13 protein-coding genes are annotated in these 14,091 nt (G+C 43.5%); all 13 read right to left on the bottom strand.

All coding sequences use genetic code 11. The annotated features are described in order from the left end of the window. Positions 1 to 76 precede the first annotated feature (76 nt). Positions 77 to 1,621: a DUF4127 family protein gene (locus MOJ78_RS19095; protein WP_304978905.1), complete on the bottom strand. Its 1,545-nt coding sequence runs from the start codon at positions 1,619 to 1,621 to the stop codon at positions 77 to 79. A gap of 79 nt (positions 1,622 to 1,700) precedes the next feature. Beyond that, the gene (locus MOJ78_RS19100) at positions 1,701 to 2,606 is read right to left on the bottom strand and encodes a carbohydrate ABC transporter permease (RefSeq protein ID WP_304978906.1); all 906 of its coding nucleotides are present in this window, start codon (positions 2,604 to 2,606) and stop codon (positions 1,701 to 1,703) included. Positions 2,607 to 2,617: 11 nt separating this feature from the next. After that, a complete protein-coding gene (locus MOJ78_RS19105; protein ID WP_304978907.1) occupies positions 2,618 to 3,493 on the bottom strand; it encodes a carbohydrate ABC transporter permease in 876 nt (291 codons plus the stop codon). After that, positions 3,493 to 4,395: an ROK family protein gene (locus tag MOJ78_RS19110; protein WP_304978908.1), complete on the bottom strand. Its 903-nt coding sequence runs from the start codon at positions 4,393 to 4,395 to the stop codon at positions 3,493 to 3,495. Before MOJ78_RS19110 ends, MOJ78_RS19105 begins: the two co-directional genes overlap by 1 nt. Before the next feature lie 13 nt (positions 4,396 to 4,408). Next, complete coding sequence (locus MOJ78_RS19115; RefSeq protein WP_304978909.1) at positions 4,409 to 5,266, bottom strand: MurR/RpiR family transcriptional regulator; 858 nt, start codon at positions 5,264 to 5,266, stop codon at positions 4,409 to 4,411. Further along, positions 5,217 to 5,957 (bottom strand): N-acetylmannosamine-6-phosphate 2-epimerase, encoded by a 741-nt coding sequence (locus MOJ78_RS19120; RefSeq protein ID WP_304978910.1) that lies wholly within the window; start codon positions 5,955 to 5,957, stop codon positions 5,217 to 5,219. The genes MOJ78_RS19115 and MOJ78_RS19120 overlap by 50 nt, the downstream gene beginning before the upstream one ends. Positions 5,958 to 6,030: 73 nt before the next feature. Further along, a complete protein-coding gene (locus MOJ78_RS19125) occupies positions 6,031 to 7,320 on the bottom strand; it encodes an ABC transporter substrate-binding protein (RefSeq protein WP_304978911.1) in 1,290 nt (429 codons plus the stop codon). 41 nt (positions 7,321 to 7,361) lie between these two features. Continuing rightward, positions 7,362 to 8,153, bottom strand: a complete 792-nt coding sequence (locus MOJ78_RS19130; protein WP_304978912.1) for an alpha/beta hydrolase-fold protein — start codon at positions 8,151 to 8,153, stop codon at positions 7,362 to 7,364. Between the two features lie 386 nt (positions 8,154 to 8,539). Further along, complete coding sequence (locus tag MOJ78_RS19135) at positions 8,540 to 9,316, bottom strand: enoyl-CoA hydratase/isomerase family protein (RefSeq protein WP_304978913.1); 777 nt, start codon at positions 9,314 to 9,316, stop codon at positions 8,540 to 8,542. Then, a complete protein-coding gene (locus MOJ78_RS19140; RefSeq protein WP_304978914.1) occupies positions 9,291 to 10,184 on the bottom strand; it encodes a 3-hydroxyacyl-CoA dehydrogenase in 894 nt (297 codons plus the stop codon). Before MOJ78_RS19140 ends, MOJ78_RS19135 begins: the two co-directional genes overlap by 26 nt. A gap of 15 nt (positions 10,185 to 10,199) precedes the next feature. After that, positions 10,200 to 11,231, bottom strand: coding sequence for a zinc-binding dehydrogenase (locus MOJ78_RS19145; protein WP_304978915.1), 1,032 nt, complete (start codon positions 11,229 to 11,231; stop codon positions 10,200 to 10,202). Beyond that, positions 11,228 to 12,643 (bottom strand): phenylacetate--CoA ligase family protein, encoded by a 1,416-nt coding sequence (locus MOJ78_RS19150; protein ID WP_304978916.1) that lies wholly within the window; start codon positions 12,641 to 12,643, stop codon positions 11,228 to 11,230. The genes MOJ78_RS19145 and MOJ78_RS19150 overlap by 4 nt, the downstream gene beginning before the upstream one ends. Positions 12,644 to 12,683: 40 nt before the next feature. Beyond that, entirely contained in the window at positions 12,684 to 14,060 is a 1,377-nt protein-coding gene (locus tag MOJ78_RS19155) for a TIGR00366 family protein (RefSeq protein ID WP_304978917.1), read from the bottom strand. Positions 14,061 to 14,091 lie beyond the last annotated feature (31 nt).

Genomic DNA, 14,091 nt, shown 5'->3' on the forward strand with positions numbered 1-14,091 from the left:
CTATTGAATAAGGGGCAAAGGTATGATCCAGCCCTACTCGCCCTCATTCTTGTCTCTATTCTTAATCCTTCGCAAACTAACAGATGTTTCTCTGTAAACGGACTTTAAGACCTATTTCAAACGTACGGTTCCAAGGGAGAAAGGTCGTACCTAGGTCAACCTCGTAATCTCGCAGCAGCTTTTGGACACCCTCCGTTTGGATCAAATTATCGTAGTTTTCAAGGAATCGATTTTCAACCACTTTTACTAGATCATTGACCTTTGACTCGGGGCCTGCCATTTCGTTCCGGACTTGCTGGCGAACGATTGTCTGATACAGATAATCATCGAAAAGCCGAAGCAGAATTTGTTCTTTCAACTTTTCATCAGATCGATCGAAACCCGATTTATGATGCACATAATGCATTGCTGCTTGAGCTACAACCGTACCTATCGTGTTTCCGGCAGTATTCCACGCCCCGAATCCGACAAGGTGGCTCAAGACATCCGGTTCACCCAGAAGACGTGACATCATGACTGGATCCGCGCCATTCGCATAGGCGAGGTCAGCAACAGCTACCTTATAACCTTGCTTCTGATAGTAGACGAGTCTCCTGATCCACTCTCCGACATCACGGCCATTCGTATTTACGTACTGCAGGTTTTTCTGAAGCGCCAAATCACCCTGTTGCTGTCCAGGGACATTGACTCCGAGGAGCAGGTCTGCGTCATTCACGGTTTCGACGGTATGACCACCAACAACATGAATTTGTCCTTTCACCGATTCCACAATCGGGCGATCTTCATACATCGCAGGCTTCAGCTTGCCTGTTTCTCCAGAGTAAAACGGATAGAATGTCGGTGCTTTTATAAATTCAGCTTCAAGAATCGCCCGAGCCGTCAATGTAGTCGCTACCTCATCTGCTCCAGGATAAATGAATACGTTATTGAACAGATTCCGTTTCTCGACATCTGCTGAAAGCTGTTCCTGCTCACGGATATTCAATCCGTATTCCGACGTGTCATCCTGTGGAAATACCAATATATCGATCAGCTTCTCCTCAACTTTTTCCAGCAGCTTTTTACTGATAGAAAAATTGCGTTCACGGGTTTGCAGGTAATCGTCCAAGATTTCACTTGGGATCCGACCATATAAATCATCGATCATTCGCTTCGATTCCTCTGAGGCTGTCCTTTGGAAGCAGTGCGTGTGGTAGGAGTATTGCCATATCTCCTCCCCATAACGATCCCAATAGTCTTTCTCTTCCTCATTCACGTAATTGTTGGATATTCGCATAGTTGCACTGAAGGCAAACAGCTTTTTTTCAGGATAGCGGCGTTTCAGCTGTAATACCTGTTCGATCCTGGACCATATCGTGGAGAATTCATCCTCGATGACTCTTGACGGAACGAGTCCGCCATATCCGATCATGTCCAGTGAAAGGATAAAGCCATCCACTTCACTTGCTACACGATCCAGCCATACCAGGAATTCACTTTGATCACCTGGCATTTTCAAAAAACCTAACTGGCCTCGGTCTGGTACAAGAACGTCCCAACCAGCAATCGCCGCAATTTGACCTGGGAGATCACGTGTGACCGGACGGGCATCTACAGGTATAAGGGCAAGCTTTCGGTTCATATCAGTCCCCACTTTCTATGGTGCTGACAGATTTCCGTCCAAGTTTGAAAAACGATGTGATAGGCCCATGTATTCCCGCTCATCCTTTGACGGCTCCTTTTGTTGCACCAGCTATGAAATACCGCTGTAAAATGATGAACACCGTTATGATTGGAATAATGCTTAATATCGCTCCAGCAGCAATCAAGCGCCAGTTGGCAGAAAACAGTCCCGTCAATGTCTGAAGCCCGAGCGGCAGGGTATACATCGATTGATCATCTAAAATGATGAGAGGCCACAAGAAGTCTCCCCATGCCATTACGAATGTAAAGATCGCCAGGGTTACCATAGAAGGCTTCACCAGCGGCATCAGAATACGCCAAAAGATTTGGAAGCTGTTCGCTCCATCCATTTTTGCCGATTCATCCAGCTCATATGGAATCGATAAGAATGACTGACGCATCAAAAAGACACCAAAGGCTGTTGTTGCATGGGGCAAAATCAATCCTGCGTAGGTATTTTTCAAGCCTAAATCAAGAGACAGGATATAGACCGGAATCATCAAAAGCTGGAACGGAATCATCATCGTAGATAAAATCAAAATGAACATTACGTTTTTCCCTCTGAATTTCATCCGTGCCAATGGATAAGCCGCCATCGAACAGAAAATGATGTTCAATAACACGGTAAATACCGCAACAACCGTACTGTTCCATAAATATTTCCAGAACGGGAACGCCTCCATCGCTGCAGGGAAGTTGGCGAATGTCAGGTCCTCTGGTATGAATTTTGGCGGATACGCAAAAATGTTTTCACTCCCAGACTTCAATGCCGTGGCTAGCAGCCAAACAAACGGACCGACCATCAATACCGAAATAAAGAGCAACAATGCATAGTTCAACACAGTCTTGGTTCTATTCTTGTTTTTCATTATCCGTTCGGTTTCCGGGACGGACTTGATGTAGGTATTCGGTTTGACGTCAGGTTTCGGTTTGTGCGCATTCATGTCTACCCCTCCTAAGCAACCGACTGTTCTCGTTTTCTAGTCAGAGTGATATTGATGATGGATACGATCAACGTAAGGATGAACAACACGACTCCGGCGGCACTTGCATAGCCCATGTTCAGCTTGTCGAACGCCTCTTCATAAATGAAGAAAACGAGTGTTTTGGAGCTGTTCAATGGCCCCCCGCCTGTCATGATGTAGATTTCTTCAAATACTTTCATCGCCGCAATCGAGGACATCACCGATACGATCACAATGGATGGCATCAACATCGGAATCGTTATCCGGGTAGTCTGTTGCCACCAATTTGCACCGTCGATCTTTGCTGCTTCATACAGGTTATACGGAATGGACTGTAATCCGGCTAAATAAATCACCATATAATACCCTAGGCCTTTCCATACTGTAACCGCCATCACCGCAAACAACGCAGTATTGGTTGAAGTCAACCAGTGGACGGGTTCATCAGTGACTCCAGTAAGATCAAGGATATAGTTCATGACCCCTTGTTCCGCATATACCCATTCCCAAGCGATTCCTGCGACCACCATCGACGTAACAACCGGAATGTAATACGCCGAACGAAAGAAACCGATCCCTTTGATTTTCTGATTCACTAATATGGCTAAAAATATCGGTAAAATGACAAGTGCAGGAACGACACAAATCAAATAGATGAAGGTTTGCTTCAACGTTTTCCAAAACAATTCATCTTGAAAAAGCTTCTTATAGTTGTCCGTCCCGACAAAATTCGGATCAGGGACAATCATGTTATAGTCTGTAAAACTGAGCCAAATCGCTTGAAGCATCGGATAAAAGATGAAAGCTCCGAGAATCGTACAACCTGGCAGCAGGAATAAAAATGGTGTCCATGGCTTCTGTTTCATCATGTCCCCTCCTTGCTCAAGGAACCTAGTGCCAGCTTTACTGCCCCATAGATTCCAGCTTCATTACCTAACATCGCAGGCTTTACTTGGATCGGTACTCGGCGATCCTGCAGCTTTTTTTCAAATAAATCCCAAAAGAAATCCTTTGACTCAACGACTCCTCCACCAACAATTACGATATCAGGATCGATACCATTTGAAATTGTCGTTAGGAATGTAACCAAATCATCGAAATAACGATTGATGACATGTTTCGCAGCTTGATTCCCCATGTTGAATTGTTCAAATACGTGCTTTCCATCTGTAACAGTATCCAACCCATTATCATGTGCCATCCGGACAAGAGCGGATCCGGAAAGGTACTGCTCGATACATCCTTGCTGTCCGCAGTTGCATGGTAGGCCATCCGGGACAAAGATGGAATGCCCCCATTCCCCGCCTTGCCAGTTACGGCCATGGACGAGCTTGCCATTCATGACATTCGCACCGCCCACTCCTGTCCCCAGCGTCAACATGACAGCAGATTGATAGGTTCCGCTAATCCCTTTCCACAGTTCTCCTACCAGTGCGGTGTTTGCATCATTATCGACCACTACAGGTAAATCGTACCGCGTGCTTAGAAGGTCCTTAAGCTTCATACCTCCCCAGCCTGGGAGATTATCGGTTGCATAAACCACCTCTCCAGACGCTGCATTCACCCGGCCTGCGGTTCCGATTCCGATCGAGACTACTGGTACATCATCCATCAGTTGATCGATGACTTTGAATAGGGATGCTATGATTCCATCTCTGCCGTTATTTACATCCGTCGGAGCATAGGATTGAGCGATCTTCTCTCCATTGCTGGTGAAAACCGCACCTTTGATCGTCGTTCCTCCAATGTCAACTCCCAAGATATTCATCCGCATCACCTGCTCAGTAAATCTTGTTGATCACGGCACGAGCTGTCCGTTCCTTGAACTCAAGGGATTTCTTCTTATTCCTGATTGCGATTCCTGTACAGAGAAGATCTATCACAAAAAGCTGGGAAATCTTCGCTGCCAGCGATCCCCCTTCAAGAGGAGACTCTTTACCACCGCTCAATAGAACGAGGTTCGCGACCTTCGTGATCGGAGAACGAGCATGATGTGTAATTGCGATTACGGTTGCTCCGCTATCTTCTGCAATTTTCAATGAATCGATCGTATCCTTCGTACTACCGGATACACTGATACCTACGACCACATCTCCTTCCCCCAAGGTTGCAGCAGTCATTGCCTGGATATGGGAATCGATCACCGCATGTGTCCGTTTCCCTATTCTCAACAACCGGTTTTCCGCATCCAATGCTGTCAATCCGGAGGTCCCTACACCGAAGAAGTGTATCGAGTTCGCCTCGTCCAATAATATAAGCGCGTCCTCTAAAACCTCTTCATTAGTGATCGCTGCCGTCTCTTGAATTACATTGACTGTATTACGGGCAATCGCTTGCAATATCCCTCCTGCTTCATCAGGATCCTCACCTGGCGTACCGGTTCCATTTGCAAGGTCTTTTGCGATGGCCAATTTGAATTCCTGATATCCTTTGAACCCAACCTTCCGACAAAATCGCAGCACCGTCGTATCCCCAACATCTGCCGCATCGGCAAGGTCTGTCACGGAAAAATACATCACCTTTTCCATCTCTTCCAATACAATCTCAGCAACTTTCTGTTCTGATTTTGTAAGGGATGGAAAGTAACTGTTAATCAACCCTTTTAATCTTCCCTTTATAGTTAACTGGCTGTTCGCCATTTTGATCATCCTTTTTCAAATAATTTACATATCGTTTCGTGATTTCTTGGGGTCTCGTTATCGCAGAACCGACAACAACAGCATATGCTCCTAAGCCTAAGGCATATTTCGCTTGTTCGGGTGAGTGAATCTTCCCTTCCGCAATCACAGGGATTCGTAGACGTGTCGCTAATCGTTCGATCAGTTCGAAGTCAGGTCCATCATTCTGTCGTGAATAGGGGGTATAACCTGAGAGTGTTGTGGAAACACAATCAAAACCCATTTGTTCGGCAAGAACTCCCTCCTCGAACGTCGATATATCAGCCATCACAATTTGACCTTTTGCTTTCAAATAGTGAAGTAGTTCTTTCAAACTTACACCATCCGGGCGATGCCTGGTCGTTCCATCAAGAGCTACCATATTGACACCGGTATCAATCAATAAATCGACTTCGGTTTTTGAAGGTGTAATATACACGTTACTGTCAGGGTAGACCTTTTTGATCAATCCGATGATGGGAATCCTGGTCACCTTCTGTATTTCCTCGATATCTGAACCACCGTTCGCTCTGATAGCAGATGCCCCACCAATCTCTGCTGCTAGTGCCATCTTAGCCATAGTTTCTGCTCCGTGTAACGGTTCATCCTCCAGAGCCTGACATGATACGATCAATGCTCCTTCTAATTTTCTGAATAAATCTGTCTTGTTCATTTCTCCACCACCGTATCCACTCGATGATTGTAAAAAAGAAGAAGGGGAAACGGTTCCCCATCTTCTCTTCTCTTTAGTTGCTCAGTACTTCGTTCCACTTCTGTTCCGCTTGTTCCAATGCCTCGTCTACAGACATTTCATCCAGCATCGCTGCTTGTAAGGCTTCGAAAATCGATGTTTTCAGTTCCTCATAGTTCTTCATGGGTGGGATCAATACTTCACTATCCTTCAGCTGCTTTGCAGAAACGATTCGTGCCTTATCGATCGGTGTTGGGTTTTCTGGAAGTTCACTGAAGAATGGATCATCCATGGCCGATTCGATAGATGGTAGAATCGGTACGATTTTATCGAATTCAACTTGATTTTCCGCATTGGTCATGAATAGTGAAAACTTAACCGCTTCTTCTTGATGTTCCGATTGCTTCGGTACGACAAGATTCATTGCTGCTACATTCTTTTTACCGGTTTCACCTGTCAGCTGAGTAGAACTGCGAGTCACTTCCAAAATATCCGGTGCATTTTCTTTGATTTTATCCAGGAATTGAGGACCAGAGGCTAAAATAGCAAGCTGTCCAGCTTGATACATATCAATCGCTTTTCCGTGACCTTCTGTAAGTACTTCACGTGGAATCAATTCATTTTGATATAGATCGACGAAAAGCTGGAATGCTTCCTTCCCTTCTGGTGAATTGAAAGCCGCCTTCGTCATATCTTCATTGGTCAAGTCTGCTCCCATCATGACCATCGTCTCTAGCAGATGGCTTCCATCAAGCGCAGGGAAGAATGCGTATTTACCTGTTTCTTCTTTTATCGTTTTCGCGACTTCATACACTTCGTTGAACGTTTTTGGCGGGTTATCCGGATCAAGTCCAGCGTCTTCAAACATTTTTGTATTGTACATTGTTACCTGTGTCGACAAGTACCACGGGATACCGAATGTTTCCCCATCGAAGGTGTTAGACTTCCAAACACCTTCAAAATACTTATCTCGAGCGTCCGCTGGAACCGCTTCGTTCATATTGACCAGTGCATCGAGCTCTGCTAATTTCGATGCGAATTGCGGGTTCAGGTTCGCAACATCTGGAGCGGTTTTCGATGCAACAGCGGCAAGAATTTTCTTCTCCATGTCTGCCCAAGGCACGTCAACCCATTTCACCTTGATGTTCGGATTTTCTTTTTCAAAGTCATCAATTACACCATTGATATATTCATCAAACGTCGGTGATAACTGCATGGTCCAGAATTCGATTTCTACCTTCTCGTTCTTATCCGAGTCCTTGTCCTTCGAGACCTCATCTGAATTCGAGCATGCCACTGCAAACAATAAGCTCATGATCATCAGTATTGAGAAAAATTTTTTCATGACGATCCCCCTCTGGATTTTTTAATGAGTTATATGCAAACTTACTTTGTCAGAAAGTAAGTGATTGCCTTTTGCAAATTCTGGCGCCAAAATTCCCAGGAATGCTCTTCGTCCTTTTCGACGTACTCAACCTGGACTTGTAAGTGTAGTAGGCGTTTGTTCAGCTTCCGGTTTTCCGTCAGGATCCGGAGTTTCTGACCAGTCAACGGTGATACGAAATCATCTTCCTTAAGACCGACCAATTGATAGACCTTCCAATGCATGACCTGTTCTGGAAGTGATTCACCTAATAGTTTCACTGGTTCATAGGCTGTCGATTGTAACAAGAGATGTGTGAATCGTTCTGGTTGTTCGGCGGCGATACTGACGTTAACGAGTGCTGCAAGTGAATCACCAAGCACTCCGACTTTATGTAGTCCCTTAGTGGACGGTATGTGTGCTGGATAAAACTCCTCATGGAAAAAGGCGACAAACCTTTTATGATCTGCTTGGTTCGGATGATAGTAATGGTACCGAGCCCATGAATCACCTGGGTGGATCATATATGCATCAAGCTGTCCTTTGAAATTGGTCTCCTTCACAACCGTCTGTAAGCTCTGTTCAAAGGATCCAAGCTCCAAATAATCCACTCCATCCTGGACAAACAGGACAACTCGTTCACCAGTTTCACAGCTTTGGTATCCCAAATGGTGAAAGGTGATCTTCTGTTGCAGAATCCGGCTCGAGAAAGCGTTTTCAGTTTTTGTGAAAATAAGTACCACCTCGTCATTTGTGGTTACTATTAATCTATCACAAAATTTCAGAAAAATGAATATATTTTTCAAAAAAATCATTTTGAGTGGAGAAACCCTCCTAAAACGAACCAAATTTATAGTTACAAATTACAACTGTTGTAAATTACCACGGAAAGCTTAGGATTACTTTTAAAAAGTCTTAAAAGCTATGCGATCCAAGGTTTATTAATCGAAATTGAACTTTAAGAATAATATCGAAAGAAAATCTCCTTTACGCCACCTTCCCTTAAAATCTTTAAAGTGGTGTTTTAATCCATCACGATTCCCTAATAGAAATTCGACTTTCTTCGGGCGGATGCAGACTATTATACTCTTACAAATTTCGACTAAGGAAAGAACATCTTTTAACGGAAAAATAAGAACACCTCCAAACCATTTTCAAATGATTTGAAGGTGTTCAATTGTAAATCCCACCTATTAACTTCCTATTCACCTACAAACTTCGGCTCCCGCTTATCAAAAAATGCTTCTGTTCCCTCTACTTTATCTTTTGTTCCAAACAATACTGCTTGGAGGGCTTTCTCTAACGCCAAGCCGGTTGAAAGATCAGCTGTCGCACTCTCATTTAGAGCAATCTTAGCTAATTTTAAAGCGACAGGAGGCTTACTGGCTAGTTCAGATGCCAGCGAATAAACCTTATCCATCAGGAATTCATGCTCTACAACTTCATTCACTAAACCGATCCGATAGGCCTCATCTGCACTTATGATTTTACCTGTTAGGATAAGCTCCTTTGCATGCTGTAACCCAACAATTTTCGTTAGTTGTTGGGTCCCCCCTCCAGCGGGCAGGATACCAAGATTGATTTCAGGCTGACCCATTTTCGCCCTACTGCTTGCAATTCTAAAGTCACAAGCAGTCATCAATTCGCACCCTCCCCCAAGTGCGTAGCCGTTTACAGCTGCGATGATCGGTTTATATGATTTGTAAAGTTCGAGCAATACATCCTGAACTGCCGATCCGTAGATATCAAGTGGTTTTCTATCCTTGATCCATTTTATATCTGCCCCAGCTGCGAATGATTTATCTCCTGCACCAGTCAAGACAATCACTCTTACCTCCCCATCATCATTTAAATGCCTGATGGCTGCTCTTAACTCTTCCCAGCTTTCTACATCTAATGAATTCCGTTGCTCAGGCCGGTTTATGGTTATCGTCCCGATATTGTTCTGGACATCAATTAACAGGTGTTTTCGTTCCATCTCTTAGAGCCTCGCTTTGAGTTGAGTAGTCATATACTCCTCTTCCGGTTTTCTTTCCTAATCGACCTGCCTTCACATACTTCACTAGTAATGGACTCGGACGAAAACGTTCACCTAATGTACTATGCAAATACTCAAGGTTGCTCAATCTCGTATCCAAGCCGACCATATCCCCTAATTTAAACGGTCCCATAGGATAATTAAGCCCTAGCTCTATCGCCCGATCGATTTCTTCCGGCGTTCCTACTCCTTCCATTAACATGTTAAAAGCTTCGTTCCCTACTAGACTGCTGATTCTGCTTGTAACAAATCCAGGGAATTCATTGACTATCACCGTTTCTTTTTTCATATTTACGGCGACCGTCTTTGTAATTTCACTCGTTTCATCGCTCGTTTCCAGTCCCCTTATTATTTCAACAAGCTTCATTTTTGGTACTGGATTGAAGAAGTGCATTGCAATCACTTTATCTGGACGTTTTGTAAAAGCACCAATTTCTGTAGGGCTCATTGTTGAGGTATTTGTTGCAAGTACAGTATCAGAGGGGCAGTGTTCGTCCAATGTTTCGAATACCGTTCTCTTAATTTCTATTTTTTCAGGGACGGCTTCAATCACAAAATCCGCTTTCGTTGCTTCAACTTCTAGTTTTGTCGAATATGAAATTCTAGATTTGGCAGCTTCGGCTTCGTTTTCACTAATTTTTGCTCTTTCCACACCTTTTTGAAAATATGAGGAAATGTCATCACTAGCTTCGGTTAGTTTTTCTTCCAAAATATCTTGCAATGTTACGTTATATCCACCAATTGCAGAAGCATAAGCAATACCTCTTCCCATTATCCCTGAACCTACTACTAATAAATTTCGTCTCATTTTATCACCCCTGGCTTATACCTTTAAAAGTATTTTTCCGATATGATCTCCTCTTTCCATAAGGGTGTGAGCTTCCCCCACTTCGTCCAAATTGAACACTTGATAAATAAAAGGCAGTAGATGCGGTCTGTTTCTTAAAAAACCAACTGCCTCGTGGAAATCAGATTGATTCCCCAGCCAAGATCCGGTAATCGTGAGTTGTTTTCCAAATATATACCGAAGATCGGTTTCAGCTTTTGTGCCGGTTGTGACTCCACAAAAGGCTAAGCGCCCACCTGTTTTTAACATCTTTAAGCTTTTCGACCACGTTTGCTTACCTACGTGATCCAAAACGACATCTACACCTTTATTTGAAGTCATATTACGGATTTCCTTAACTAATGAGTCTGACCTGACAACAATTTCACTAGCAAAACCGTATCGTTTTAGAAAATCGGCTTTCTCTTCAGAGCCAACAATACCGATCACCCTTGCTCCGATCCCATGTGCAATAGAAGTCGCAGCAAATCCAAGTCCTCCAGTTGCACCCCAAATGGCTAATGTATCGTTTGAAGTCAATTTCGCTTTGGTTACGAGTGCATTCCAGGCTGTAATATAAGATATCGGGACTGCCGCCCATTTTTCTAAGTTATCATTCGGGATTTGAACCACCTGTTTTGCCTTGACGGTTATGAATTCGGAATAGCCACCATCGATGTTATAGCCAACCACTTTAAATTCATGACATTGGGACTCCTGCCCGCTTAAACATGCTGTACAGTGGCCACATCCGACACCCGGGTAAAGCAATACCGCTTCACCGATATCAAGGTAACCAACAGCGGAACCTTTCTTAACGATTACACCTGCAATATCACTGCCTGGTACCCTGGGCAGTGTTAATTTGTCACCCGTTCCACCCTTTCTTAACCATAGATCTAAATGGTTAAGGGCACAGTATTTCACATTGATCCTAATTTCATCTTCCTTTAAAGGATGATTGTTTCCGGTGAATGAAACCTTTAACTGATCAACAGAACCGTGTTCGGCTAAAATTACAGACCTCACACCTTTACCTCCTTAGGACGACGATCTTCAAACCTTTTCAATTTTGCACGGTGTCCTCTGCCGGTATGCTTTTCGAGTGAATTGACCTGAACGACCTCTACATTGATCTTGACTCCTAATTTAGTATTCAATAATTGCTCGATGTTTTGTTGAAGGTAAGAGGAATCAAGGTTGTCAGAAGCTGGTTCAACTAATATGGTCATTTCATCACGATCCGGTTTCCCGTTGCCTTTTATCCGTTCGACGTAACAGAAGTATTCGCCATTCGTTTCCGTTTGGTCGGCAATAACCTTTCCACATGCTTCCGGCCATACGTTTACCCCACGCAATTTCACCATCGTATCGCTACGACCCTGGAAATACTTTATTTTCCGATGCCAGCTGCCACACTCGCATTGTTCAATTTCGTACATCGCAGAAATATCCTGTATGTTGTAACGGATTTGTTGAGTCCCCGTTTTATAAAGAGCTGTGACCACAATATTCCCTCTTTGCCCTGGAGGCACCGGCTTTCCTGTTTCAAAGTCGACGATTTCAACGATGAAAGCGTCTTCAAAAATGTGTAAGCCATGTTTGGCGGGGCATTCCGCTGCTACATACTGGACTTCGTGGAATGCATAAGAATCATAAACCGGCACACCGAACTTTTTCTCCACTGGAGCAGTATCACCGAACGCAAGCAGTGATTTGAAGTTAAAATCATTTTTCAAATCGTATCCCATCTTTTCGGCTGTGTCCCCAATGTGCAACAGGTAATCAGAAGTTGCGATGATGGAAGTTGTGCCAAACGTTTTAGCGAGCTCAATTTGTTTATTTGTTGGTGTTACGTTTCCAGTACTTGTCGTAATTGGAGTCACGCCTAACCAGTGCCACATTCCATGATCCATTATCCATGCTGCATTGTGAGTAGAATATGCCCAAGCATTGATTACCGCATCCCCTGGGCGAATTCCTTGTAAATAAAACGTTCTGGCACTAAGAATTGCGCCGACTTCTCTGTCCCATTGTGAGTAAATCGTTGGCCTCGGTGTCCCTGTAGTTCCACCACTCGTATAGAATCGTAACGGTGTGTGGGATCCATCTTCAAACGAGTACCTCTGGTAATCTCCGAATGGTGGTTTTCTTTCAATGCTGTCACGAATATCCTCGATCGTGTACATAGGGATTTTGTGCAGATCATCCAAGGACTTCACATCAGCAGGATCAAAATCGTATTTTTTCCATAAATTTTGATAAAAAGGGATTTGAGCTGCTTTTTCCAAAGTTTCTTTCAATCGTTTGAATTGTGTTGTTTCAATACGGTCACGTTCCCAAAGCCAAGCACCTTCCATAAACTCCTTTGGTGGCTCATATTCAGCAACCAATCGATCCCAATCTAATGACTTATAATAGTAAGGAATTTCAGTTCCCATTAACGCTCCCCCTTAGCAGTCTTATTCAACGAATACAGACTTAAACCGGAAGTACAGAAAGGCAAATGATCCAAATAAGACCTACAGCTAGAAGAATCGGCAAACAATAACCCATGAAATCTCGAACTTGTAATCTAGTACCTACTGCCAAAATTGGAAAGTACAACAATGCCCAAAACGGTTGAATCAGGTTCGTCCAGATATCGCCATAAGTGATTGCCATTACTGTTCTTTGTATATCAACATTTAATGCTTCCCCTGCAGGAATTAAAAATGGTGCAGTAGCCGTAAACTGAGAACCAGCAGATGGGACAAACATGTTGATGGCTCCAGACATTAAGAAGGTAAGGGTTGGGAAGGTTGCTTCAGTAGAAAAGCTGACGATCGCCTCTGTTAAAATAGTCGCTAGCCCCGTGCCAACCAGTATCGATGCAATTCCGCCATAAAGCGGAAACTGTAATCCGATTGATCCAGTGGCGACCAGGTTTTTCGAAAAAGATTTTGCATAGCTCATCGCATCTTTTTGGACGAGCAAGCCCATTACAAGAGCGATAAATGCAACCGAGTTAAGATTTAACCCGTCTAAACCATTTTTAGTAAAATAAACGAAGAGGTAACCCAAACCAATTAAGCCGAGGACTAATATGATCGGTCTATATGTGTTTATTTTTTCTGCAAATGACTTATGTCCAGTTGGCTGATCCGGTTCTTCTTCAGCTAATGGCTCAGCACTCGCAGCTATTTCTTCCTGAGGGTTGATTGCTAAATCGTGGTAAGTGACAATTTCTTTTTTATTTTTTGCGATAAAGTAAAATACGAGAGTGGTAATACCGACAACTAAAATACATGAGATGATATTCAGAGGAGAGAATGTCGTTTGTTCAAGTCCTATCAATCCGCCCATCAATTCGGTGAACTGACCTTCAGTAGCAACAAATAGAGGGATTGAGCCTGATATTCCTGTAAGTGAAATGGTGAATGATGAATATGCGATTGCTGAAATGAGCCGATAATCGACACCCTTGATCTGCTGTCCAAGTGATCTAGCAAAGATTGCGGTCACAACCGGCCCGATATACCAGCCGATAAAAGATGTAACTGCCCCTAAAATTCCTGTCCATAAATACGCAGCCATCGGTGTTTTAACTACATTCGCCAATTTACGAATGTACTTTTGTACAACAGGAGTATCAACTAATACTAATGCAGCTGCATACGTAAACATCAACTGGAATGCAAACGTGAATAACCATGGAATACCTTCAAACCAATAATCCAATACACCGACAATCGAACTATCTGTAAAGACAACCCCTAATACCATTGCTAACACTGTTAAAATCAATGCAAAAATCAACGCGTCAGGAAAATACCTGCTGTACCAATTAGCAACAGCCTCTGAACGAGAAAGTTTCATAATCCCCCACACTTTCATTTTTTATTGTCAG

It is taken from the genome of Alkalihalobacillus sp. AL-G, assembly GCF_030643805.1.
Lineage (GTDB): Bacteria > Bacillota > Bacilli > Bacillales > Fictibacillaceae > Pseudalkalibacillus.